Raw genomic sequence first — 25,450 nt, 5'->3', positions numbered from 1 at the left:
ATCAAGAGGTAAGCTAAGAGAAGGTTGCACTAAATACTGCTTTGTTCATCATTGGCAATATATTGAGCTATATCTGTTAATGGTCTGCAAATACTCTATTATCTGCAAAAACTACAGCCAAAACAGTTAGCGTAGTTTTACAATCTTGACAAGATAATAATGTTTTAGGTAACAACTAGCTACCTTAGTTTACAAGCCTTAGCAAATAACGCCTTAGACTGGTACGAGCCGTAAAGAATTGTGCGCTATTATTATCTTAAGCAGCTTGACTCATAAAGACTGACTACATGAAGGTAACTTTTCTTCTAGGTTGCTTGTTTTTAGTTAGTCTTTGATGAGCATAGCGTATTTGACGTTACTGTTGCATCATTTTTAGATAGCAGCTTGCGTTAATCTAACCACTTTATATTGATAGGGATTGTTATGAAAACTCTTAAAACTTTAGCATTATCTTCTGTAGCAGCCTCTGCCTTAGTTATGACCGCTTGCTCGTCAACAGGTAACTATGGCACTATGAACAACGCTACTAAAGGGACTATCGCGGGCGCTACTGCTGGTGCTTTAGTCAAAAGTAAAGGCGACAGTAAAGACATCGCTAGAGGCGCTGTGGTAGGTGCTATTCTAGGTGGTGGTACTGGCTATGTGATCGACCATAACTAATTGATTATAGTCAATTATTGAACAAGGATTAATAGTTAAGCTATTAACTTTACTAATAAAAAAGCCTGCAATTGATTTGCAGGCTTTTTTATTTGCACTAGATTAAAGAACCATTTATTAGCTTAAGCCACTAAGTTATTGACTTTAGCGGTTACACAGCGCCATCAACGGTTATAGAGCACTATGGAAGGTTATAAAGCACCACTAAAGGTATCACAAGATTGGATATCGCCACTTTTTAGACCACGACTAAACCAGTTCACACGCTGCTGACTGGTACCATGGGTAAAGTTATCTGGCACTACAGCACGACCACTAGCTTGGGCTAGACGGTCATCACCAATTTGTCCCGCGGCATTGATGGCTTCATCAATATCACCCGCTTCCAAAAACTGTACTCGTTGCTCATTACGATTGGCCCAAACACCAGCAAAGCAATCTGCTTGCAGCTCTTGACGTACAGACAAGTCATTACCTTCTGCTTGGCTAACTTGCTGCCGTGCTTGGTTCACTTTTTGTGAGATACCTAAAAGGGTTTGCACATGGTGACCGACCTCATGTGAGATGACATACGCTTGCGCAAAGTCACCTGCTCTATCCGCATTCTCAGCGTCGCCTGACCCTTGTTGATCCCCTGTTATACCTAGATTCTGACGCATTTCTGCGAAAAATGAAGTATCTAGGTAAACGGTCTCATCGCCTGGGCAATAAAAAGGCCCCGTAGCTGCCGTAGCCCCGCCACAAGCCGAGTTTACGCGACCGTTAAACAGCACTAGAGTAGGCTCTTTATAAGTGCCACCTGCCTCTTGGAAAACCTGATGCCAGACCGCTTCCGTATCCGCCAAAACCACTTTAACAAATTGCGTATCACGACTGTCATCAGTGGCTTCGGTCGTTTTAGTACTACTACCACCGGCTACTGATTGTCCCGTTTGCAGAGCTTGCATCGGATTGACCCCGAAGACCAGCCATAAAATGAGACCGATAATAATACCACCAATACCGCCACCGACTGCTTTACCGCCGCTCATACGTACGTTTGAGCTACCTTGTCTACCCTGCCATTTCATCTTAGGCTCTCCTCACTTCAGATACTATTGCCTGCGCACTCATTGAATGCAATTGAGTTATTCTATACTAGCTACTATGCCAAATAACAATTTTTATACTGGGGCTATTTACTTCATTGGCTTTTATAAGCCTTTACTCAGGCTGCAAAAATCAATATTCATGAACCAGCTGACCACGCCGCTATCATTCAATGATCAGCTAATTAGTAATGCCGAGACTCAACATTGCGCTTAAACCGACATTAAAAACTATTTGGCCCTATCAAGTTGTAAATATTATTGCATATTGTTATTAGCATAGCCGTAGCCGCTTGTGGTGAATTGTGCATAGTTTTATTATAAAGCTGAGTGGCCTAGCTACCTACTCAGCATGAATAGCAGGTGCTAATACGGCTTAAATATTGGGGCAGATAAGGGGTTATGTCTCTGCTAACTCCTTATAACATATAGTTATAAAAATAAATAATCCCCATTTAACATTAGTCACAAATACACATCAATCCTGCTACAGTTGGGATTTGCTTTACCGTCATATTGATTTATACTTGCTTCCTAACTCGTATAAATGTACGGCTTTATGTTGGTCGCAAAATCTCGACAGCGGTCGAAACAGCTGGTAGATTATTCTAGTACGATTATTTATAGCTACTGAATATGACTATTGCCTTTAGTATTAGTCATTTTAGCTCTCTATTTATAATCCCTATGCTATACAGCATAGGCCTAGCGTAGCTTGTCAGTGGTAGCATAAGTAGCGGCTTCGGTGTTACCGAAGACTTTAAGAATGTAACAGTGTATTTAATTGTTACTTAAATGTAGAAACGCTTTCTTTTGTCATAGAGTTTATATAAAATACGTGCAAGCTGTGTAGCTCCAACTTGTTAAATTGACCCTCGAATTTCGTTGTGTCAATTTTTACTTTTTTGGCTACTGCTCTTTTTTTATTATGGAGATATCCCTATGAAACTTAAGTTACTAGCTCTATCAGGTATTATGGCCGCTTCAATGGGTCTTGCTGCTTGCGATAGCAACAAAGAAAACGCTGCTGAAGACGTAGCTGACGCGCAAGAAGAAATTCAAGACGCTCAAGAAGAGATCCAAGAAGGCGCTGCTGAAGGCGAGCCTGTAGCTGACGCTGCTGCTGAAGTTGACGCTGCTGCTGCTGCTACTGCTGACGCTGCTGCTGCTACTGCAACTAACGAAATCGACGCAGAAGTTCCTGCTGACGGTACTGAAGCTGTAGTTGTTGATCCAGCTGCAACTGACGCTACTGCTGTTGATGCTGCTGACGACGTAGTTGTTGTTGAAGAAGCACCTGCTCAGTAATTTATACTGAGTTTAGTAAATAGTCTAAATATTTAGTCTGTTTATTAAGCAATAAAAAAGAGAGCCTAGGCTCTCTTTTTTTTCGTCTTAAAATTATAAACAGTGATAATTATAAGCAGTGATAACTATAAGAAGGGCTAAATAAGGGTCAAAGTTGAGTTATAACCGTCTGCCCTTAACTAAAAAGGTTGGCATCGACCTTTTGACGAAACTTCTGTCCTGCTTTGAAAGTCACTACGCGTCTTGCCGATACGGCAACAGGCTCACCCGTTTTGGGGTTACGACCCGGACGGCTTCTTTTGTCTTTTAGCTCAAAATTACCAAATCCTGATAATTTAATGACTTTACCTTCAATGAGGCTGGTCGATAACTCATCAAAAAAATTCTCTACTAAACAACGCCCTTCTTGGCGCGTCAGTTGCATCTGCTGCATTAAGTGCTCAATCAAATCAGCTTTGGTCAATGTCTTCATAATGTGCTCCTTGTTGTCTAGTTATAGGTAATTACGTCGCAACCTTGAATATGCCATCTCTATTCAAGACAATTGTTAGTAATTCTTAACTTACAACCTTATCAATTGATTAAAGCGCTAGCAAGTATAATATTTGTAAATTAACAATTAAGTTAATATTCAATATAACTCATTACTAGTCACCTAGACTATCTGCAACCCTGCATTCAATAAATCTAAGCGCTAACGCCCCAATTTAGGGCAATTACCGCTGTCAGAGAATGCCTACAAAGATGGTGATGGCTCAGTAAGTCTCCCTATTCACGGTCGAGTATGCGCAGGTCGAATAGGACCGCTTGACTCTATACCATGGCATAGCGAGACATTACTATAGACTCTTTTTACTATAATTTCTTAACTATCACGCAGTTGCGCTTGATGTTGCTCGCGCAGTGCCGCTACTACTTTATCGAAAGCCTGCTTGATAGTTTCATCGGCTAAAGTCTGCTGCGCATCTTGCCACACTAGAGCGAAAGCCAATGAGCGCTTGCCTTCTGGCATATTGTCGCCTTGATAGACGTCAAATAACCAGAGATCTGTCAGATAGTCACCCGCCGCTTGACGAATGGTAGCTTCAAGCGCTTGTAGCTCGATATCCGCATCCACAATCAGCGCAATATCACGGCGAACTTGAGGATACTTGCTAGGGGTTTGTACGGCTGACTTCTCTCTAGCTAACTCTAACAATGGAGATAGGTCCAACTGCGCCGCCCAAGTCGCTGGCAAATCTAACTTTTGCGCGATACTCGGATGCAATTGACCCAACCAACCGACGCGAACGTCATCAATATAGAGCACCGCACTTTGGCCAGGGTGTAAAAACGCTAAATTACTACGCTCATACCGGACTCGGGTCGTTGCAAATTCGCTAGGCAGCAGCTGCTCGACATCGTGCTTGAGATCATAAAAATCATAAGCTCGGTTGTCATATGCTTGCTCAGGCCAGACATCACCTACAGCGACCATAGCTAGACTTGGGGTTTGCACTAGTTCGCTGACACTTTGACCGACAAAGCTAAGCCCAGTCTCAAAAAAGCGAATACGCGGCTGCTGACGGTTTAAATTGTACTGTACCGACGGCAGTAAGCTCGATAATAAGGTGCGACGCATCACCGCAAGGTCAGCAGAGATAGGGTTGGCCAAGGTAAGCACCTCCCCTAGCGCGTCGTCCTGTAATAACGCTTCCATCTTTGGATCAGTAAAGCTAAAGCTCACTGCTTCCATATAACCGGCATCTACCAAAGCCAATTTAAGACGTAAGGTCAAATCCGCACTGTCTTCGTAGGCCATATTGACTTGCAAAGACGGCAGTTGCATCGGGATATTGTCATAGCCATAGATACGCGCAATCTCTTCAATCAAGTCTTCCTTTAAGGCCATATCAAAACGATAAGACGGTGGCGTACATAGCAATGCCGAATCTGCTGACGCTACCGCAAAACCCAATTGTGTCAGAATACGCGTCATCTCTTCAACTGCAATATCAATGCCAAGAACGTCTTTAACCTTATGAATTGGTAGACGAATTTCATTGCGAGCCGGTAGGTTTTCAGCGCTTGTAACCGTGGTCACTTCGCCGGCAGTAGCTGCTGCGATATCAACGATAAGGCTCGCCGCACGGGCCAATGCCAATGCGGGCAACTCAAAATCTACGCCACGCTCAAAGCGTTGTGAGGCATCGGTATGCAAGCCAAAACGGCGCGCGCGACCAGCAATATTTAAGGGGGCAAAGAAGGCACTTTCTAGCACAATATTGGTCGTGCTGTCCGTGACGCTGCTGCGCATGCCACCCATAATACCGGCCAAGGCTAACACGCCCTCGTCATCAGCAATAACCAGCTCATCGCCTGTTAGGGTAACGGTTTGCTCGTTTAATAAGACGACCGTTTCACCTTCATTAGCAAAACGCACTTGGATAGCGCCGACGATTTTATCGGCATCAAACGCATGCAGTGGTTGACCCAATTCTAATAGCACATAATTGGTCACATCGACCAAAAAGTTATGCGAGCGCAGACCCGATTGTATCAAGGCATCTTGCAGCCATTTTGGGGTCTGTACACTGCGATCGATATTGCTAAGCAGCTGCGCAAGATAGCGTGGGCACGCTTCGCTGGCAGTGACAATCACCGCTTGTTGCTGCTCACTAGTGACGGCCGGTGCCGTAATCGCTGGTGGGGTCACGGCTAAATCGTTGATAACAGAGATTTCGCGCGCTATGCCACGGACGCTAAAGCAATCCCCACGGTTTGGCGTAATAGAAATGTCCAAAATTTGTGCATCAAGCCCCAAATAGTCGCGTATATCGCTCCCTATTGGTGCATCAGCAGACAGCTCTAGTAAGCCATCAACCACATCAGGCAGGTCGATTTCAGAGGCACCGCACAGCATCCCTTGCGACTCTATACCGCGTAACTTACTCTTTTTAATCTTAAAGCCTTGACCATCAGCGGTAGGTAATACTGCCCCAATCGTCGCGACTGGCGCTTTCATACCTTCATAAACATTGGGGGCACCGCAAACGATCTGTAGCAATTCGTCACTACCGATATCCACTTGGGTAACACGCAGTTTATCGGCGTCTGGATGCGGAGCAACCTGAGTAATTTGGCCCACCACCACCCCTTCGCAAGGGGCAGCAACGGCATACTGATCATCAATCTCAAGACCTGCCATCGTTAATTGTTCGGCAAGCTCGGTACTGCTATTGTTGGGGTTCACCCATTGACGTAGCCACTGTTCACTAATTTTCATAAGACTCTCAATACTGTTAATGCTTTGATTTAATATCTACTTTTTATCTGCTCTCTAGCTGCTTTTTATCTGCTTTTTAACAGAGACACCAGCCGTAGTCGACACTAAGACCAGTGGTGCCATCGATAAGGCTAGCTAAATTGCTTTAAAAAGCGCACATCGTTTTGGAAGAACAAGCGTAAGTCATCGATACCATAATAGAGCATGGCAAAACGCTCAATGCCCATACCAAAGGCAAAACCCGTATATTCTTCTGGGTCAATGCCACAGTTTTTGAGGACTTGGGGGTGTACCATGCCGCAGCCCATCACTTCTAACCATTTGCCATTATCTGCCAAGATATCGACTTCTGCAGAAGGCTCTGTGAAAGGGAAGAATGACGGACGGAAACGCACGGTCAGTGATTTGCCAAAGAAAGCCTCTAAAAACTCGCTAATCAGACCTTTTAATTCAGCAAAAGTGCTCGATTTGCTCACCATTAAACCTTCTAACTGATGAAACATTGGCGAGTGCGTTTGATCGGAATCACAACGATAGACACGGCCTGGACAGATAATACGAATAGGCGGCTCACCGGCCTCCATAGTGCGAATCTGCACGGGGCTGGTGTGCGTACGCAATAAATAGTGCGCATCAAAATAGAAAGTATCGTGCATAGCGCGCGCAGGGTGATGCGAAGGAATATTCAACGCTTCAAAGTTATAGTAGTCGTGCTCTACTTCAGGGCCTGTGGCGACATTAAAACCGGCCTGCACAAAAAACTGCTGCATACGCTGGGTCGTCATAGTAATCGGATGCAGACGACCTTTATCACTACCGCGAGCCGGCAAAGTGATATCGATACGCTCGGCTTCTAACTTGGCCTGTAGCGCTGCGACTTCCAACGCTTGCTGCTGGGCGGTTAAAGCGTCTTGAATAGCACTGCGCACTTCATGCAAACTCGCACCATAAGACTTTTTGTCTTCAGCATCCAATTTACCCAGCTGCTTTGACCACGTTGTCAGGGCACTCTTCTTCCCGGTAAGGGTCACGCGCTGCTGCTGCAAATCCTGTAGCGATGCTGCGCCTGCGATTAATTGGCGGGCGGCCGCGATAAACTCATCGAAATGCGCTTGGGTGACTTCCGTCAAGGTCTCAGATAATGTCGGTAGGACGCCTGCGAGGGCCTCATCTGCAAAATGGCTCATGGTGATAATAGTTCCTGATCAAAACAGAGTGTTAAGGCGTGTCCTTATTTAACCACGCTAATGTGTCATGACTTAATTGACGACACGCCCTAATTGTAAAGACTTGCTTTTATATTGCAATAAATAATACAGGCATAAAAAAAGCCACCGGCTAAGGGCAGCTTTTAATAATTGCGTTATAACAATGCAGATATTAAGTTTAAAAATATAAACTTAAGCAAGCTCAGCTTTAGCTTTTTCAGTCAAGGCAGCGAAAGTCGGTGCATCATGCATAGCGATGTCAGCTAGTACACGGCGATCGATTTCGATGTTTGCCTTTTTAAGACCGTTGATAAAGCGGCTGTAGCTTAAACCGTTTAAGCGTGCGCCAGCATTAATACGAGCAATCCATAGACGACGGAATGAACGTTTTTTGTTGCGACGGTCACGATAAGCGTACTGACCTGCTTTAGTTACCGCTTGAACGGCAACACGGTAAACACGCGAACGGGCACCGTAGTAACCTTTTGCGCGTTTTAAGATTTTTTTGTGACGGCGATTGGCCTGTACACCACGTTTTACACGAGCCATAATTTACTCCAAGATTTTTTGATAGTCGCTACTTGGTCTCAGCTCAACCTTATTAATAAGTTGCAATAAAGCCTGTTAAGCTTGGAGACCGGTTACCTTTTCTTATTATCATTAGTGCCAAATGGCGTTAATAAGTCACAAGAGTCAGGTAGCAATAACGACGAAAATAACGATTAGCAGTTGCGATTAAATAATTACTAAGTCAGCTGTCCGCTTAGATATACGGGCACATACGGCGAACCGCTGCAACATCAGACTTATGAACCATTTTCAAACCGCGTAACTGACGAATACGCTTTGGAGATTTTTTGGTCAGGATGTGGCTTTTGAAAGCTTGCTTACGCTTAAAACCAGTGGCCGTCTTTTTGAAGCGCTTAGCAGCGCCACGTTTTGTCTTCATTTTCACTTTCATGATAACTAGCCTCTTTATCTTTTTTACCTTGAGCTCCTTAGTTATTATCGAGCCAATAGCACGTTAACAATAAGGTTATGGGGTAAATAAAAGGATGAACCTGGTCGTCAAATGCAGTGGCTAATAGTATAAACGCATAGCTAAAGACATTTGCCTCGAGGTGGGAGGCGACATTATAGCGGAAAGCCAGCAAATTGCCAAGGTCTATTCATCCGCTATAGGCGACCGCTCATAGCTTAGCTCAGAGTGAAGCATGGTATTTTTAGCTCAGAGTAAGGAATGGTATTTCGCTGTCTCAAATCATTATCATCCAGCCACCTGCAGATGTGCTAGAGCACTCTTTATATAAAGCGCCCCTGATATGAGGTTATCCTGATCTCAGGCTAATCCTGACGTTTAACCAAAAACTTTATCTCCATGACTCCTAACGTATCCGTTCTAAACAGGTACCAACTCTAAATATAAGGGGCTATAGGCTAAAATAATTCATATTAAGGCGCACTTATGCCAATAAGAAATATGCTACTATTTGCAGAGGGCTTTACTAGATGACAATTGCTGAGTTTTAAGGATGTCTATTGACTAGCAAGTGTGGCCAATAGCTTTGTACCTATTGCTAGATATGCTTGGAGGCTAAAGTGCCTAATCAAGAGTTGGTTTTTGCGGATAAAATCTTTGTTTTTGAAACGGCCATTCGCGTGCGTAGTACGGAAGTAGACGTAGGACAATACTTGACCATTGAAGCGCTAACTTCATTGATTTCCGAGGTGCGCTCGCGCTTCTTTTATGCCAAAGGGATTCAGGAAATAACGGCAGAGTATCAAGGTCTAATAGTGGATGACCTAACCCTGACTATGTACAGCCGGGTGAGAGTTCGCGAAGAATTATTATTTGAGGTAGGCATCACAGATTTAACCTATGAAGATGGCTGCTTAGCTATCAAAGTCAGCCGCATGTTTGATGGCTCAGTAGTCGCCAAAGCTACTTTGCACTTTGTCAATTTTGACTACCGTCTCAATCATATTATCGCTATGAATGCCCATACCAAAGAAGCGCTCGACCCCACCCCTTTCGAATTATAACCCCCTGTTATAGGTTACTAGCATAGTGGCTGCTATTATCTACACTGACCTGATTAGCCTACCTCTATAGAGCAGTCGGTAAAAAGAGCAGTGGGTAAAAATTTTTGCAGCTTTTATAAAGATTAGCTGACCTCCTCTGCCTTAAAAACTCCCCACTGTGGCGTCACGCCTTTTTGGACTCGCGAGATAGCCATATGTGCGTTGCCTTATGCGAACGCACACTTTATTATGGGTCACTAGCGGCTTGGCTATTTGCACGCACAGCAATCTGTACTTATAGCAATCTATACTGAAAGTAATTTGCACTCGCAGTAATTTGCCTAGACAGTGTAGCGGCTCTGATAATAGCCCTAGTAGCGCCCCCTTACTGCTCCTTTTATCCCTTATAAAGTTAGACACCTATGACCATGCAAACTTGGCTCAACCCAATCAAATTCAATCAAGATGGCCTCCTCCCTGCAATCGCACAAGATCATGCCACTGGTGAGATTCTTATGATGGCTTGGATGAACGCAGAAGCTTTGACCTTAACCGCGCAAACTAAAACGGCCGTGTATTTTTCACGCTCACGCAATCAGCTGTGGCATAAAGGCGAGACTTCGGGACACGTGCAACAAGTACATGACATCTATTTAGATTGTGATGCCGATGCGCTTATCTTATCGGTTACCCAGCAAGGTGGAATCGCCTGCCATACCGGTCGCAAGTCCTGCTTCTATCAACGTCTTGACCTGTCACAAGCTGAACCGAGCTGGGAGGTGGCTGCGCCTATCCTAAAAGACCCTAACGAAATCTATGGTCACGCCAAGCAATCAACCTCCAGCACAGCGGTGCCTATTGAGGCGGCTGATACTAGTACTGATACTGGCACCAACACTGAGACTGATAACAACCCTGAGATAGACGGGGCGGTGATTTTGCGCCAATTAGATGCGGTATTGACTGAGCGTAAAGCCGCCAGCCCAGACAGCTCTTATGTGGCCAGTCTTTATCATAAAGGCTTGAATAAAATCCTTGAAAAAGTCGGTGAAGAAAGCACAGAAAGTATTATTGCCGCTAAAGATTTGGAGACGGCACTAGCACAGCATCACAATGTTAAAGCTGACGATGAATCAGACACTCAGACCCTGCAAGCCGCGCAACATGAATTAGTTTATGAAATTGCAGACGTTTGGTTTCATACCTTAGTCACATTAGCATGGTTTAATATCGGCTCTGAGCAGATACTGACTGAGCTTGGCAGACGCTTTGGGCTCTCGGGTATCGAAGAAAAAGCTTCACGCTAGCCGGTCGTGTGCTCAAGATACTATTAAGCACTAAGGCCGGCACAGCTATTATCGCCAAGCTATAGGGCTTAATAAACTCTGATAGATATTAAGTAGCTGTTATTCAACCGCTAACATTCTTGTTCAGCGCGTAAAATGCTATCATAAGTGCTACCTCCACTACGTGTTAAGGATACCGTTATGGGCAGTTTTTCGATTACTCATTGGCTTATTTTACTCGTCGTTGTCGTTGTGATATTTGGGACTTCCAAACTCAAAAACGCCGGCAAAGATTTAGGCGGCGCCGTCAAAGGCTTTAAAGAAGCCGTCAAAGACGAGAATACTGAGCATGCTAATAAACATCGCGTTTTAAACCACGACGCAGGCACCCCAGTTGACGAGCTTAAAGTGACTAAGACTTCGGTCGATGACAAGCATAACGTATGATTACGGCTGTCAATGCACTTTAATGAATCGTGCGTTATTATCACATAACTTGTTGTATTTATTAAAAACGATATCGGGTCAACTTATATTGATATCGCTCTGCCATTCTTCGTTGTAGACGCCTATGTTTGATATTGGATTCTCTGAGCTCTTACTTTTTGGGGTCATCGCCCTGGTTGTGTTAGGGCCTGAAAAGCTCCCACAAGCGGCACGTACTGCTGGGCATTGGTATGCGAAATTTCGCCGTACGGTAGCGACGCTGCAAAATGAGATTGAAGCTGAGCTCGACTTGGCAGAGACTCGGCAGAAGATGCAAGAAGAGCTGGCGAAGATTAAACAAGCTGAAGCAGAGATGAAGCGGGAAATGGCAGAATTGCGCGGCAGTATGCAAGAGTTTGAAAATGCGCAAAATAAGCATCTCGCCAGCACGCAATATAAGCCTGATGCAGAGACTACAAGCCCGAATACTCAGGCCGTCCACCTAGAAAAATCTGGGGCTACCGCAGCGGCAGTAAATGCTACTAGCGACTTGGCTACTGAGCAAACTCCTGTTGTTCACCAAAAATCTGATGCTAAGCAAAATTCTGCGGAACTGCCTACGGGTGATACGGCTACCGAAGCTACAGTGAATACTATGCCGGAGGCTATAACCCGACCTTGGGAGCATATGTGGTTTCGTTTGGGTGACTATGATAAAGCCCGTCGCCTACCCCCTGCGCCGTTACGCGCCAATTATCATGCCGACGTCTTATTAAATGCTCCGCAAAATAACGCTCTTACCCGAATGACCCCGACAGGCACTGAGGCAACCTCATGAGCCTACTAAAAAAGAGTAAAAAACCTAGAGGCCAAATAGCAGACAGTGAGCAGGCTCTAGATAGTGTGAATAGTGTAAAAACGACCGCGACAGACGCTAGCAACTTGACCGATACCCTAGGTGACATGCCCATTACTGAGCATCTCATTGAGCTGCGCTCGCATCTGATTAAGATTTGCGTCGCCGTATTGGTCATATTTTTGGCCCTAGTAGGCTTTGCGCGCGAGCTGTATGATTTTTTATCGGATCCATTAGTAGCCGAATTGCCCGCTAATGCAACGATGATTGCTACTGATATCACCTCTAACTTTATGGCGCCTATTCGCCTAACCTTGTTTGTGGCGGCTTTCGTGGCCATGCCTTATATCCTGTATCAAATTTGGTCGTTCGTCGCCCCAGGTCTGTATAAAAAAGAAAAGCGGGTCGCCATTCCCGTCTTACTCTCCTCGATTTTATTGTTTTATACCGGGGTCGCCTTTGCCTACTTCATCGTGTTAAAAGGCGTGCTCAAGTTTTTTATCACTTACTCCCCGCACAACGTCTTACCCATGACCGACATTGCCAGTTACTTAAGTTTCGCAATGAAGCTGTTTATGGTGTTTGGCCTCACCTTTGAGATACCGGTAGTGACGCTATTACTCATCTTAGCAGGGCTAGTCTCAACAGAAACCCTTGCGGATAAACGCCGCTATATTATCGTAGGGTGTTTTGCGGTCTCTGCCGTGGTGACCCCACCCGATGGTGTCTCCATGCTCATGTTGGCTATCCCTATGTGGTTATTATTTGAGCTAGGCTTACTGCTAGCCAGAATGCTGGTTCGTCCTGCTAAAGCTTAGCGGGAATTGGTCTAATTTTAGGCAGCGTTTCTTACCAATGGTTAGCGCTTTTACTGCTAGCCCATCACGAATGACCCTAGGGTCTTTTCTGTTACTCCTACCCCCAAGAACGGCTAATAATTTGCTATAATAGCGAGCTTATTTAACACAATATTCGCAGCCCCATTCACTATAGGGTTGCCTAACTGCGCCATCTCTTGCTTATCCTCTGCTTTCTCTTCAGTTATGACCGCTGCCAAGCCATTGACTTAACTTTAATCAGTGGCTTTTTTTAGCCGCGTATTTTGCAGTGCTATTGGCTAAATAATTGGCGGTGTTCACCAGCGATTCCATTGTGTTTATTTTAGTTATAGGGGCAAGGTGCATCCCGTAATTGCCAACCCTCGGCCTTACCCAGTCACTGTCCCCAATAGGTATTTTGCTATGTCCATGCCCACTTATATGACCGACCCTACCGAAGAGCAGCTTGCCGCGCTCAATATGGCGATGGATGGCAAGTCCTTCAAAGTGGTGGCCTATGCGGGTGCCGGTAAAACCACCACGCTAAAATTAATTGGCGAGCGTCTGCGTGGTCGCGGCTTATACCTAGCTTTTAACAAAGGCATTGCTGCTGAGGCCAAGCAGAAATTCCCTCCGCATGTGGAATGCCGTACTTTTCACTCGCTAGCGTATCGCCATGTGCCGCGTGATATTACCGCGAAATTATCTTTGCCAAGATTCTCTCCCAAACGCCTGGGTGATGATTTACGGCTACAAACCATTCAAGTTAGACGTCAGGTTGAAGGCTCGAGCAAATATATTAATTTGACCCCTGCCCGCCAAGCCCGCTTTGTCAGCGATGCCGTCAGTCATTTTTGTAGCACTCATGCCAGCTATCCGGCCCCGCGCCATTTAGAATTTCCTAGCTGGCTGAGTGAGAGCGATGCTGAACAATTGCGTGAAGCCCTCTACCCTGCCGTCGAGCAGCGCTGGCTACAATCGATTGACCCACGTCATCCGGCGGGTATTGGTCACGATATTTATCTTAAGTTATGGGCCTTATCCAAACCGACCATTCCCGCTGATTTTATTCTGTTTGATGAGGCGCAAGATGCTGACCCGTTAATGATGGGGATTTTGACCCAGCAATCCCGCCAAGTAATCTATGTGGGCGATGCGCACCAGCAGATTTATGAGTGGCGCGGCGCGGTCAATGCTATGAAAAAGCTGCCTTTACCGCAGACGCTATTGACCCAATCGTTCCGTTTTGGCGAGCCTATTGCCGAGGTGGCCAACTTATTGTTAGCCGCCTTACAAGAAGATATCCCACTCAAAGGTAATCCCAATAGGGAATCGGGACTGGCCAAATCACTCGTGCATGGTAAAAAAGACGCGATTCTATGCCGGACCAATGCCGCGGCGATGACACAATTATTAATGGGATTAAAGCTTGGCCATAAAGTCGCCTTACAAGCCGATACTGAGCGCATGCTACGCTTTTGCCAATCGGCAGAGAACCTAAAAAATGGCAAACCAGCTTACGGCGTGCCTGAGTTAGCGTATTTCTATAATTGGTCAGATGTGCAGGATTATTCTGAGACCAATGAAGGCAGTGATTTAAAAACGCTGGTGAAATTAGTAGATGATCATGGTACCGATATTTTGACGAAGGCGGTGAATAGCTTAACCGATGTGAAAGATGCGGATTACGTGATTTCTACCGCCCATAAGGCCAAAGGCTTGGAATGGTCGCGCGTGCAGCTCGATGATGACTTCTATTATGACGTGACCACCAGTGGCATTAAGATTAGCCCAGAAGAGTTGCGGTTATTATATGTGGCATGTACGCGCGCGCAGACCAACTTGGATATCCATCATATTTCTGATTTAATCTCGGGGTTAAAGTCAGGCAAAAAAGTGATTTATGGAAATTAGCGCATGAGCAGTACCTTATCTCCTTTAGCAGCTAGCACAGCCGATGCCGTCACTAACAGCTGGTTTGCCAATCCCGTCCGCCTACTCGCGCCGATGGAAGGTCTCACCGACCCTTTAATGCGGCAAATCCTCACGCAAATCGCTAGCGACTTAGGCCGGCCTTACGACTGGTCAGTGAGTGAATTTATTCGGGTTAATGCTCATGTTTTGCCTAACCATGTATTTTATCGCTTTGTTCCCGAGTTAAAGACCGACAGCAAAACGGCTTCGGGCACGCCCATTCATGTGCAGTTACTCGGTAGTGACCCTACGCTGATGGCAGAGAATGCGCTAGCGGTGTGTGAGATTGGCGCGCCAGCGATCGATATCAATTTCGGCTGCCCGGCCAAGACTGTGAACAACCACCGTGGCGGTTCGGTGCTGCTCGATGAGCCTGCGGTAATGCGTGATATTATCGCAGCGGTTAGAGACGCAGTACCTGCTCATATTCCCGTCTCCGCTAAGATTCGCTTGGGCTATAACGATACCAGCAATATGGAAGATATCCGCCAAGCTATCGCTGACAGTGGCGCGGACTGGCTCACGATACATGCACGCACCAAGACCCAGGGCTATAAGCCACCCGCCTACTGGGATAAAATCGCCAGCTTTACAGAGTTGCCCATTCCGGTGATTGCTAATGGCGAGATTTGGACCGCTGAGCAAGCGCATGATTGTATGGCACAGGCACAGTCTACCCATCTCATGCTAGGCCGCGGCGCCGTGACCCGACCCGACCTAATTGCCAAAGTGGAGAACCCTACTTCCGAAGTCACTTGGCAACAGCTTATTCCTTTTCAAATTATGTTTTTGCAGGGCGATGCGAAAAATGACAAAGTGTTGGTAGGCCGCTATAAACAGTGGCTTGGCATGCTCAGCAAGGGCTATGAGGAAGCGCAGATAGTTTGGAATAGTATTAAGAGAGAGAAAGATAAGGCGGTGATTATTCAAATCTTGCGTCAGTATGAGACGGATTAGCGAATTATGAGTGGTTTTAAACTATTAGATACTATAAGAGCACGACTTCCTCGCACTCTTATTTACTGCCTGCCCTATTGACCCATTACCCTATTACTTAAGCACTCAGTCGAATCGCTAAATAAAACAGCAGCAGACAACACAATATCGACAGACCCCAAAGGATCGAGCGAAATGTCGGCAGGTTCACAATATAAGCGACGCCATAAGCAAAGCGTAGCAAGACGTACAGGCAAGCCAGATAATTAATAATCGACTGCGGAACGAAGAACAACATCGCTACTAACACGGCTGCTAAAAATACTGGCAGGGTCTCATAGCTGTTTTGTTGCGCGGCATTTGCTCGAGCAGCCGGCCCTGAAGCATGCTGCATAAACTCGCGTGGATTGGCATTATCAGCTAAACCAAAACCCCCGAGCATTTTCGCCATGATAGCAAAGCTTAATGGCAATAGACTCGCTATCACCATCGCCCAAATAGCCACATTAGCGGTTTCAGGAATCCATTCAAATAACATATTCACTGACCCCTCTCCCTAGGCAGCTACTATCTCAAAATCATGAGTAATCTTTACGCCACCAGCTGATAGCATTTGACTGGCTGAGCAGTATTTCTCGGCAGATAGCTCGACTGCTTTGGCCACTTGCTTCTCTTTAACGTCATTGCCCGACACTACGAAATGCAGATGGATTTCGGTATAAACGGCGGGGACGGTATCGGCACGGTTGGCAGACAGCTCACAACGCACATCGGTAATATCCTGACGTGACTTTTGCAAAATAGTCACCACATCATAGCTGGCGCAGCCGCCTAACCCTAATAGAATCAACTCCATTGGACTGGCACCGGTCTGCTTATCAGCATCGATAGCTACCGTTTTACCAGAAGGCGCAGTCCCTATAAAGCTCACGTTTTCTTGCCAAACTACTGCAGCGTTTAAAGCGAATTTCTGATCGGTCATAAGGGATATCCTTGATGTTATTTTGGACTATTGTTTTGGGCTATTAATTTTGGTTTAGTTTAGCATACCTAAAGGAGAGTGAGGTTTGCTGCTCTGTAGCCTTGAGCAGGTTTGCTACTGTTTTTATCACTACCGTAAAATAAAATTAGGCTCGTTTTCGCTTATTGGGCGCAATAAGGTTTCATGACGAAAATTATTATGTATAAGCTATTGATTTATATTAGGTTAATTTGTGAAACATTTTTATAGCAAAATATCGTTACACATTTACGCTGATTCTTGTTCTAATAAGGGCAACAACTTTTATCTTGTGATTTAGTTTAGCGCTTTGCGCGGCTAAAGCCGAATTATAATGAGAGCAACCAAAGGCAAAGCACAGATTAACTTACTAAGATAACTTTTTAAATGTCACATTGTTAAACTATTAAAAAGGTAATCGTCATGATTGATGCAGACGGCTTTCGCGCCAATGTCGGTATCATCTTGGCAAATACGAGAGGGCAAGTCCTGTGGGCAAAACGAATTGGACACGACGCGTGGCAGTTCCCGCAAGGGGGCATAGATGCTGGCGAGACACCAATAGATGCGATGTACCGCGAGCTGTGGGAAGAAGTCGGTTTATATCCGCGTCACGTCGAAGTATTGGCCGTCACGCAAGATTGGCTGCGCTATCGCCTCCCCAAGCGTTACGTCCGTCATGGGCAGTATCCCTTATGTATTGGGCAAAAACAAAAGTGGTTTTTGCTGCGTCTAGATGAACCGAATACCCAACATATTCGCTTTGATTCGGTCAAACCTGAGTTTGATCATTGGGAATGGGTCAGCTATTGGTACCCCCTAGGTCAGGTGGTACATTTTAAACGCGGGGTTTACCGCCGAGCATTGCAAGAGCTCGCTCGGGAACTGCCGTTAAAACAAGAGCTTATCATCCCTAAGCAAGCCAATCATTTAATCGCTTAATGTATTGGCAGCAGACTGAAGCAAAGTGCAGTATTGGTTAGTAAAGAGCCCCTACGGTTATAGTAGGGGCTCTTTTTTTATCAAGATAATCTAGCTCTACATTAATAAAATGAGCAAAGTTCGCTTAGATAAAGACTAACGCTATTGTTGTAAAGGTGTCCGTTGACGGCTGCTTAAATGTAGAGACACTGCGGTATTAGACTTTACTGCTTCTTCAGTATCCACACTTATGGTTAAAATACTTTGGCTGCGCGTGCCATAACTGCCCATTAAACCAAAGTCTTTAAAGCTGCCATCTTCTATATAGACAGCAGACAGCATCTGCTCAATAGCGATTGGCATGCCCGTGTGTGGCAGTTGCTCATCCGTTGCCTTAAGACGATCAGACATCACGTCATACGCCGCCTGTTGCCAATAAGAGCGCTCACTATTTTCAGCGATTAACGGCAACACTTCTTGGCGTACTCGGCCGCGCAAACGCTCGCATTTATACCACTCACTATCAGGCTGCCCGTTAGACAGCACATGCAAGCCCGCGAATAGCGGCGTGGGCGGATAACCGCGGTTATTGACTAATACGGCTTGCTGACGGTCGCCAACGATAAGGTTAAAACCGGCATACGCTTGCAAATCCAACTGGCGAGCATACGCCATCGGAGATAAATCCCCTATTAAGTACTCAGTGACCAAATCACCACGGGAGCGCTGCTCTGGGTCGGCTTGCACGCCATCACGGAAGTTTAACACCGCCGCCCAACGACCATTTTGCTCGCCAGCGCTGGTTTGCTGGATTCCCAACCAAGAGCCACCACTTTTCTCATCGCGTCCTGCGTAAACAGGATGGTCTGACCATTGATGCAGCGCCTGGGTGGGCCGCGCAAAAAACTCATCACGGTTAGAGAGCAGTACCAACGGCATCTCTTCAAATAATTGCCAAGCTATGGCGACGATACACATAGTCTTCCTTTCATAAACTTGTTTTAGTCGACTTTAAATAAAATAGAGTCGTGGTAATAGGAGATGCAAGATAGCGAGCTAATAGTTAACGACGGCCTGCCATCAATTACCACTGAGTTGCTTACTGGCAGGATAGCTGATTTGCTGGGTCGAGGTCACAACTTTCGTTTGCTGGGCCGGCAAATCAAACTGCCACGCCACCATCCCTTTATTATCATTCCAATTTTTTTCAGTTACAGGCGGAGTATGGGTTACTGTGAGCTTGATAGCCTCATCTTGGCTGACCGGCTCGCTACCTAAGACTTGCAGCCGCACCGTACGCTTATGCTGGTTGGTAAACTGATAGGACTGCGTGCTGGTGACGGTTTGCGTACGGTTCAACACGCCTTTATCGCCTTGTTTACTTTCATTGATTAATTGTTTGACCAGTAGATTCGGGTCTTCACCAAAGCCAATGCCCTGCTCTTTAAGCTGCTGGTAGCTATAGTTGGACTGGCCGACATAGTTGTCATCACGGTATAGCTGTAATGAGCCATCGACCCAGGCTGGCGTTAAGAAGGGAGCTGAAGCATACCAGTAAGCTTTGCGCTCGCGTTCAGGAGTGCTACGCAGCCAGACCTTACTCTTACCGGCCTGCTCAGCGATAACGGTTTGCACCCGGCGACCGTCGCTTGGGATATTAACTCGCTGCGGCAAGCTATATTCGGTAATGCCGTTTTTATCTTGGCTATTCACGGTAAAGCTCGGTAGCGGGGCCATACCGCCGCCTTCCGCCATGTCCGCAGAGTATTCCGCTTGTGCCATGGCCACTATGGGGGCAGCCATCGGGCGCGCAGACAAGCGCTTGGTGGTGTTATCTTGCTCTTCTTCATACAGAGACAAGCGCGGCACTATCGGCAAGCTGCCTGTGGTGTTCTGATTGGGGTCGACTGAGCTTAATGTGAGCGGAATATTGGTCCAGTTCTCACCGGTCTGCTGGGCGATAACGGCTGAGGCGATAATGCTGAGTTGCTCAGTTTCAGTGTTTAAGCGCGCTTGATAAGTCGGTTGCCAACTGGCGCCGCGGACTTGGTAATGCAGTTTGACGGATCCGGGCGTCCGCGTGGCGGTGCGCACACTGACTTGAGTAACACTATTGCGTGTTGCTCCGGTACTACCGGCCATTAATTGATTGAGAGCATCTTGTGCGCGAGCTTGCTGCTGCTGCAATACCAAAATGCGTTTATTAATAGTACTCGCCTGCGTCTCTAGGTCGCGCGCATTACCCCCAACCGTACCATCCACACTGATTTGCGTGACCTTGGTGAGATTCTGCAGATAGGCTTTGGCCAAACGTGCGGCTTCTAAATCCGCATTAATCTCCGCTAAGGTTTGCTGCTGTGATTGTACTTTGGTATCGGTCTGATATTGGCACTGAGCCGCCTGCTCCCCTGTCAGTCGCTCAATACTTACTTCGCCTACATTGACGCTGGGGGGTGCCTGCACGCTGATGCTGCCCTCGTCGATAGAGGGAGATAAACAAGAAAACACCAACGTTTGCTCGCCCGCTGCCGTCACGGGTAAAGTACGGGTCACGCTAGCTAAACCCTGATAGATGGTCACTTGCTCAACATCACTGACGGCCGCCTGTACACTAGTCGCACTAGCAACGGCCGTGAAGCCCAATAAGGTAACGGGCAGCAATGGTGTCATTATAGCCCTTGGGCTACTAGCCATTAGCTTAACAGTCATGAGTTTACGCCTAGCTTGTGGCAAGGCAAGGAAGGCGGTAGCAGGAGAATGAGGCATGGCTAAGTCCTTTTATAATTATCATTGAATACGGGCGCTAGGAGCCGCACAGCAGTCTCCTCACTAAGCGTAAGTAACTTCTATCTTACCCGCTTTTTGGTGAATTAACAGCCCAATAACTGACCAATATCTACCCGCAAGTTCCCTGGTTTTTACTGTAAACAATCAGACAGATAGTGACAAATTGCCTAGCGCAAACTTTGCATTAAAATAAGAGAAATTCGCTAGCGGCTGATGGGCTATAGGATTGCGGTTGTAAAGCGAAATCATAAAGACTAGCGGCAATAAGCTATTCCCGCTCCAGTGTATTTTCAAGCGGCTTTTTTTGGTATTATGAGACCATTTTCTTCACTTTGTATGATGCCCTCATGATGATTCATCCGCAGTACGACCCGGTAGCGCTGAGCGCTGGACCGTTACAAGTTCACTGGTATGGCTTGATGTATCTGTTGGCCTTTGCCGCGGCCTATGGCCTCGCTTGGTATCGCAGCAGTAAGCGCGAAGGTTGGACGACGGAGATGGTCTCAGACCTGGTATTTTTTGGTGCCCTCGGGGTCATATTAGGCGGACGCATTGGCTACGTGCTGTTCTATCAGCTCGATCAGTTATTGGCAAACCCGGCTTATATTTTCCGCGTTTGGGAAGGCGGCATGTCTTTTCACGGCGGTTTCCTCGGGGTAGCGTTAGCGATGCTGTATTTCGCCCGCAAATATAAAAAGCCAGTATTCACCGTATTAGATTTTGTAGTGCCCTGCGTACCTACAGGTTTATTATTCGGTCGTATCGGCAATTATATAAACGGCGAATTATGGGGCCGGGTTTCAGAAGGCAGCTATAACTGGCTCACGTATTTCCCACAGGCGGCCGGCTTTGACATGCAGCAACTCACGGCCAATCCTGCACTAAAAGAGCGGATGTTAGAGGTGAATGGCCAGTATTTGTTGCCACGCCACCCTTCGCAATTGTACGAAGCGTTCGCAGAAGGTTTACTGCTATTCATCATCCTGTGGCTATATACCTCAAAACCGCGTCCACGTATGGCTGCTTCAGCGCTATTCGTCTTAGGCTATGGCTTGAGTCGTTTTATCATTGAGTTTTTCCGTCAGCCTGACGTCGACCAAGGCTTCATCCTATTTGGTTGGATGACCAAAGGACAGATTCTGACCGCTCCGATGATTATCGTTGGCTTGCTGCTGTTCGCCTATGCTTATAAGCGCGGCGTTTACGACTGGGGTCCAAAAGCGACCACAACATATTAAGCTTTAAAGTAGTGCTACTGACGCAAAGCTAACTTTTACAGCCTTTATAAACCGCTAGCCTTTATAAATAACTAGCCTTTATAAACAGCTAACCTTTAGATAAAGCGCGTTGGTTGCCATAGCACTACGACTGTTAATCTCATTTTTTTTAAAATAGTATTTTGAAAATACACTTTGTATAAGCAAACCGACGCTAAAGCGAGCGATTTCACTATATTAGTAAGGCTTAACCCTATGATTACGAGTAAAAATGAAGCCGCTTATCTGGAGCTACTTCGCTACGTCTTAGCCCACGGCACCCAAAAAGGCGATCGCACCGGTACCGGCACTTACAGTCATTTTGGCGCACAGATGCGCTTTGATTTAAATGACGGCTTTCCGTTGATGACCACTAAAAAAGTGCATCTTAAATCGATTATTTATGAGCTATTTTGGTTCTTGAAGGGCGATACCAACGTCGCTTATTTGCAAGAGCATAACGTGCGTATTTGGAACGAATGGTCGACCGCCGAGCAGACTGCGCGTTTTGGTCGTCCTGCCGGTGAGCTGGGCCCTATATATGGTCATCAGTGGCGCAATTATGGCGCTAGCAAGGATGACTCTGGACAGTATCGCCAAGATGGTATCGACCAAATTTGTGAAGTTATTCAGCAGATTAAAACCAATCCAAACTCGCGCCGCCTTATCGTTTCCGGTTGGAATCCCGCAGAAGCCAATCAAGTAGCCCTGCCCCCTTGCCACACGCTATTTCAGTTTTTTGTGGCGGATGGCAAGCTGTCTTGCCAGCTGTATCAACGTTCAGCCGATTTATTTTTAGGCGTCCCCTTTAATATTGCCAGTTACGCGCTGCTAACCCATATGGTCGCGCAAGTGTGCGATCTAGGCGTTGGTGAATTTATTTGGACCGGGGGCGATTGTCACATTTATGCCAACCATGTCGAGCAGGTAAACACGCAGTTGGCGCGTGATTGCTACGAGCTGCCAACCTTGACGCTAAACCCTGACATTAAAGATATATTCGACTTTGATTTTGCCGATATCAGTATTGATAACTATCAGTCGCACGCTGCCATTAAAGCACCAGTGGCGGTTTAGATCCTCGCCCAATTTCTCTCCCTATTTTTCTGCCAAGGACTATTTATGAGCTACGCCCATACCCAGGTTGCCCAAATCGCTGCTATTAGTAACGAGCGCTGTATTGGTAAAGAAAATCAGCTGCCTTGGCATATCTCAGGCGACTTGCAGCATTTCAAAGCTTTAACCACCGCAGAAACCAACGAATACGCCGATTCTGGCTTTAACGGCATCGTAATCATGGGCCGTAAAACCTTCGAATCGATGGGCGCAAAACCTTTACCAAAACGCGTCAATTTTGTGGTGACTACTCAGCTAGACTATGCTGAAAAACAGGGCTTAAGCGACCGTGAAAACGTGCATGTGGTGCATAATTTAGATGACGCGCTGACGCATGCCGCCAACCTAGCCCACGGTTTAAAATTCGATACCATTTGGATTATCGGTGGCGAGAAAGTCTTTAAAAATGCGCTGATGTTTACCGATCGCATTGAGCTGACCTTGGTCGATACCAGTATTGAAAATGGCGAGGCTTTTTATCCTGAGATTCCTAGCGATTTTGAAAAAGTTGCTGAGTCTGCACCGGTGACTGATGAAAAGAGTGGGCTTAGCTACCGCTTTGTGACTTATCAGAAAAAGGCTTGATGACCTTACTGGTTATCTAAACTCGGTTTTAGGATAATAAGTGCAATATTTACTAATAACTAAAAAAATCCCCCTCTTGCGAAGCAGTGCTTCTCACCCTTTTGAAAAGGGGGACTATAAATCTTTTAACATCTCAATAGATTCTGCCCCCTCCCTTTTGTAAAGGGAGGGAGCAAAAAATAAAGCAAAAAAAACGGGCCACGAATAATGATTCACGGTCCGTTTTTTATGGGTAAATTTAAGGTCCCCTATTCAGGCAAGACTTTATAAATAGTCTTCACTAACACCGGACCTATCCCGGTACACCGCCCAGTTCTTGCAACTACCCCTGAGTAATTTTTGCCTTGGGATAGCTTATCAGAAGGTATGGTAGAGGGATTAGTACCACTTGATAATGCTTTGTGGGTCCTTGTTACCGAAAGCATCACACAAATGGTTAAGGCATGGTTGCTGTGGGTGTTTTTAAAAACTTAGGATTGGCATTGCCCCAATTGGCATATATCTCGGTAAATAAGGTATCCACAATTTCTTCCACCTCGTTTTGCGTCACTTCCACATCGCCTTGTTTGCCAAAGATAACCACCTCATCGCCCGATTTAATGTCTGGATAATCGGTTACATCCACCATTGTGGTATTCATCGAGATTTTGCCTACCGCCGGTACTTTATGCCCATTGATAAGCACGTGCCCTTTATTGGTAAAGGTACGGCGATAGCCATCAGAATAACCAAATGGTAAGTTTGCCAAATAGCTGTCGCGCGTTAATTTATAAGTGCGGTCATAGCCAACCGTTGAGCCTTTGGGGTAATAATTAACGCTAGCAACTCGGCTTTTAAAACTCATTATAAATTTAAAATCTTCACGCTCAAAATACGGCTCACCAAATAATATTGCCCCCGGGCGCACCATATCAAACCAGCCCTCTGGCACATTTAATGACACAAACGAGTTGGCAGCGTGAATGGTCAACTTATCTCTGTCTAAATTAGCCGCTTTTATCAACCAGTCGGTTTGCTGTTTAAAAGTTGTTAGCCCTTTTAGCACATCTTCGCGGTCTTCTTCTGGGAAGTGTGTCATAATGCCAACAATGTCAAGGTTACTCATCTTGGTTATCGCGATAGCATCTTGCTGCAAACGGTTAACGCTAAGATCAATACCGTTACGGTCCATGCCGCCAGCGTTTAATGCCATATGAAACTTAATGTTTTTACCGGCTTTTTTAGCAAGCTCATTGACAATTTCTGCTTGTTTTAGGCTGCCAATTAATTCTTCAACGCCATATTGCATGGCGTCTTCGATTTCAGCATTGGTAGCGGCGCGCACACGCATGATGCGCCCTTTATAGCCATGGCTGTGAGCAATGCGAATCTCTTCATTACTGGCAACACCAATACAAGGCACATTATGCTGCATAATGGTGGGCATTAAGTTGTTAATACCAAACCCGTAAGCATCTGCCTTTAATATGGCGCAAATCTCAGCCTGCCCATTTAAGTGGTTGCGCATTGCCTCAATGTTGTCGCCATAAGCGCCAGCGTCCACCTCAAGCCAAGCGTTGGCATTGTCGATATTAAGCGCGCGAGTATTGTGAGAATTATATAGATGGGTCTTGGTATCTGCATAATCGCCGATATAAGTTAACGCTGGCGCGGCGTGGGCAACAGTAGAAGGCACGCTGACCCCGTAGGCAACTGCGACAATGGCAAGCGATAAAAAACTGGATTTAGTATTAAATGGGGTCATCATCATCCTTGATTATTGATTATTGATTAACTAACTGATGGAAAAGCAAATTTATAATGGTACTTACTTAGTTTAACATAGCGGTTATAAATTACAGAGGTAAAGTATTTTTATTGATATATCAGATATTAAAGGTTTATGCTGAAAAACAAGGCTTAAGCGACTGTGAAAACGTGCATGTGGGGCATAATTTA

General features: G+C 45.9%; 24 protein-coding genes. 13 read left to right on the top strand and 11 right to left on the bottom strand.

What is annotated here, in order from left to right:
- Nucleotides 1-423 precede the first annotated feature (423 nt).
- A complete protein-coding gene (locus ACZ2XM_RS13045; RefSeq protein WP_490589123.1) occupies nt 424-660 on the top strand; it encodes a YMGG-like glycine zipper-containing protein in 237 nt (78 codons plus the stop codon).
- A gap of 191 nt (nt 661-851) precedes the next feature.
- On the opposite strand, the gene ypfJ is transcribed toward ACZ2XM_RS13045, so the two are convergent.
- Nucleotides 852-1,730 (bottom strand): KPN_02809 family neutral zinc metallopeptidase, encoded by an 879-nt coding sequence (ypfJ, locus tag ACZ2XM_RS13040; protein WP_490589124.1) that lies wholly within the window; start codon nt 1,728-1,730, stop codon nt 852-854.
- Between the two features lie 960 nt (nt 1,731-2,690).
- On the opposite strand from ypfJ, the gene ACZ2XM_RS13035 reads away from it, so the two are divergent.
- Nucleotides 2,691-3,056, top strand: a complete 366-nt coding sequence (locus tag ACZ2XM_RS13035; RefSeq protein WP_490589125.1) for a hypothetical protein — start codon at nt 2,691-2,693, stop codon at nt 3,054-3,056.
- A gap of 175 nt (nt 3,057-3,231) precedes the next feature.
- Here the strand turns inward: ACZ2XM_RS13035 and ACZ2XM_RS13030 are convergent, their stop codons facing one another.
- From ACZ2XM_RS13030 to rpmI, 5 genes are all read right to left on the bottom strand, one after another.
- On the bottom strand, nt 3,232-3,528 hold the full coding sequence (locus ACZ2XM_RS13030; RefSeq protein ID WP_490589126.1) for an integration host factor subunit alpha: 297 nt from the start codon (nt 3,526-3,528) through the stop codon (nt 3,232-3,234).
- A 393-nt stretch (nt 3,529-3,921) separates the two neighbouring features.
- Nucleotides 3,922-6,321, bottom strand: a complete 2,400-nt coding sequence (pheT, locus tag ACZ2XM_RS13025) for a phenylalanine--tRNA ligase subunit beta (protein WP_490589127.1) — start codon at nt 6,319-6,321, stop codon at nt 3,922-3,924.
- A gap of 131 nt (nt 6,322-6,452) precedes the next feature.
- On the bottom strand, nt 6,453-7,508 hold the full coding sequence (pheS, locus tag ACZ2XM_RS13020) for a phenylalanine--tRNA ligase subunit alpha (protein WP_490589128.1): 1,056 nt from the start codon (nt 7,506-7,508) through the stop codon (nt 6,453-6,455).
- Nucleotides 7,509-7,721: 213 nt separating this feature from the next.
- On the bottom strand, nt 7,722-8,078 hold the full coding sequence (gene rplT / locus ACZ2XM_RS13015) for a 50S ribosomal protein L20 (RefSeq protein WP_201498520.1): 357 nt from the start codon (nt 8,076-8,078) through the stop codon (nt 7,722-7,724).
- Between the two features lie 214 nt (nt 8,079-8,292).
- Nucleotides 8,293-8,490: a 50S ribosomal protein L35 gene (rpmI, locus tag ACZ2XM_RS13010; RefSeq protein ID WP_201498519.1), complete on the bottom strand. Its 198-nt coding sequence runs from the start codon at nt 8,488-8,490 to the stop codon at nt 8,293-8,295.
- Between the two features lie 638 nt (nt 8,491-9,128).
- Between rpmI and ACZ2XM_RS13005 the strand changes: the two genes are divergently transcribed.
- The 7 genes from ACZ2XM_RS13005 to ACZ2XM_RS12975 all read left to right on the top strand — a co-directional run bounded on the left by ACZ2XM_RS13005 (nt 9,129) and on the right by ACZ2XM_RS12975 (nt 15,868).
- Nucleotides 9,129-9,572, top strand: a complete 444-nt coding sequence (locus tag ACZ2XM_RS13005; protein ID WP_490589129.1) for an acyl-CoA thioesterase family protein — start codon at nt 9,129-9,131, stop codon at nt 9,570-9,572.
- Between the two features lie 401 nt (nt 9,573-9,973).
- Nucleotides 9,974-10,858 (top strand): bifunctional phosphoribosyl-AMP cyclohydrolase/phosphoribosyl-ATP diphosphatase HisIE, encoded by an 885-nt coding sequence (gene hisIE, locus ACZ2XM_RS13000; RefSeq protein WP_490589130.1) that lies wholly within the window; start codon nt 9,974-9,976, stop codon nt 10,856-10,858.
- A gap of 180 nt (nt 10,859-11,038) precedes the next feature.
- A complete protein-coding gene (gene tatA, locus ACZ2XM_RS12995) occupies nt 11,039-11,284 on the top strand; it encodes a Sec-independent protein translocase subunit TatA (RefSeq protein WP_490589131.1) in 246 nt (81 codons plus the stop codon).
- A 124-nt stretch (nt 11,285-11,408) separates the two neighbouring features.
- Nucleotides 11,409-12,101 carry a Sec-independent protein translocase protein TatB gene (tatB, locus tag ACZ2XM_RS12990; RefSeq protein ID WP_490589132.1) on the top strand — a complete coding sequence of 231 codons (693 nt, stop codon included), beginning with the start codon at nt 11,409-11,411 and terminating at the stop codon, nt 12,099-12,101.
- 125 nt (nt 12,102-12,226) lie between these two features.
- Nucleotides 12,227-12,937: a twin-arginine translocase subunit TatC gene (gene tatC / locus ACZ2XM_RS12985; protein WP_490589213.1), complete on the top strand. Its 711-nt coding sequence runs from the start codon at nt 12,227-12,229 to the stop codon at nt 12,935-12,937.
- Between the two features lie 423 nt (nt 12,938-13,360).
- Nucleotides 13,361-14,851 carry a UvrD-helicase domain-containing protein gene (locus tag ACZ2XM_RS12980; protein ID WP_490589133.1) on the top strand — a complete coding sequence of 497 codons (1,491 nt, stop codon included), beginning with the start codon at nt 13,361-13,363 and terminating at the stop codon, nt 14,849-14,851.
- Nucleotides 14,852-14,854: 3 nt separating this feature from the next.
- Nucleotides 14,855-15,868 carry a tRNA dihydrouridine synthase gene (locus tag ACZ2XM_RS12975; protein WP_490589134.1) on the top strand — a complete coding sequence of 338 codons (1,014 nt, stop codon included), beginning with the start codon at nt 14,855-14,857 and terminating at the stop codon, nt 15,866-15,868.
- A 97-nt stretch (nt 15,869-15,965) separates the two neighbouring features.
- On the opposite strand, the gene ACZ2XM_RS12970 is transcribed toward ACZ2XM_RS12975, so the two are convergent.
- Together ACZ2XM_RS12970 and ACZ2XM_RS12965 are read right to left on the bottom strand one after the other, a co-directional pair.
- Entirely contained in the window at nt 15,966-16,385 is a 420-nt protein-coding gene (locus tag ACZ2XM_RS12970) for an MAPEG family protein (protein WP_490589214.1), read from the bottom strand.
- Between the two features lie 18 nt (nt 16,386-16,403).
- Nucleotides 16,404-16,829, bottom strand: a complete 426-nt coding sequence (locus ACZ2XM_RS12965) for an OsmC family protein (RefSeq protein WP_490589135.1) — start codon at nt 16,827-16,829, stop codon at nt 16,404-16,406.
- A 441-nt stretch (nt 16,830-17,270) separates the two neighbouring features.
- Here ACZ2XM_RS12965 and ACZ2XM_RS12960 point away from each other — a divergent pair, with 441 nt between their 5' ends.
- A complete protein-coding gene (locus tag ACZ2XM_RS12960) occupies nt 17,271-17,789 on the top strand; it encodes an RNA pyrophosphohydrolase (protein WP_490589136.1) in 519 nt (172 codons plus the stop codon).
- Nucleotides 17,790-17,930: 141 nt separating this feature from the next.
- Here ACZ2XM_RS12960 and ACZ2XM_RS12955 read toward each other — a convergent pair whose 3' ends face one another.
- Complete coding sequence (locus ACZ2XM_RS12955) at nt 17,931-18,746, bottom strand: NRDE family protein (protein ID WP_490589137.1); 816 nt, start codon at nt 18,744-18,746, stop codon at nt 17,931-17,933.
- Between the two features lie 102 nt (nt 18,747-18,848).
- Nucleotides 18,849-20,534, bottom strand: a complete 1,686-nt coding sequence (locus ACZ2XM_RS12950) for a DUF4139 domain-containing protein (RefSeq protein WP_490589138.1) — start codon at nt 20,532-20,534, stop codon at nt 18,849-18,851.
- A gap of 368 nt (nt 20,535-20,902) precedes the next feature.
- On the opposite strand from ACZ2XM_RS12950, the gene lgt reads away from it, so the two are divergent.
- The 3 genes from lgt to ACZ2XM_RS12935 all read left to right on the top strand — a co-directional run bounded on the left by lgt (nt 20,903) and on the right by ACZ2XM_RS12935 (nt 23,512).
- Nucleotides 20,903-21,793, top strand: a complete 891-nt coding sequence (lgt, locus tag ACZ2XM_RS12945; RefSeq protein WP_490589139.1) for a prolipoprotein diacylglyceryl transferase — start codon at nt 20,903-20,905, stop codon at nt 21,791-21,793.
- A gap of 234 nt (nt 21,794-22,027) precedes the next feature.
- The gene (locus tag ACZ2XM_RS12940) at nt 22,028-22,888 is read left to right on the top strand and encodes a thymidylate synthase (RefSeq protein WP_490589140.1); all 861 of its coding nucleotides are present in this window, start codon (nt 22,028-22,030) and stop codon (nt 22,886-22,888) included.
- Nucleotides 22,889-22,933: 45 nt separating this feature from the next.
- A complete protein-coding gene (locus ACZ2XM_RS12935; RefSeq protein ID WP_490589141.1) occupies nt 22,934-23,512 on the top strand; it encodes a dihydrofolate reductase in 579 nt (192 codons plus the stop codon).
- A gap of 436 nt (nt 23,513-23,948) precedes the next feature.
- On the opposite strand, the gene alr is transcribed toward ACZ2XM_RS12935, so the two are convergent.
- On the bottom strand, nt 23,949-25,256 hold the full coding sequence (gene alr / locus ACZ2XM_RS12930; protein ID WP_490589142.1) for an alanine racemase: 1,308 nt from the start codon (nt 25,254-25,256) through the stop codon (nt 23,949-23,951).
- Nucleotides 25,257-25,450: the final 194 nt, after the last annotated feature.

This window comes from Psychrobacter sp. CoH-33_TS_01 (assembly GCF_058189395.1).
This window is presented reverse-complemented; position numbering and strand designations above follow the sequence as displayed.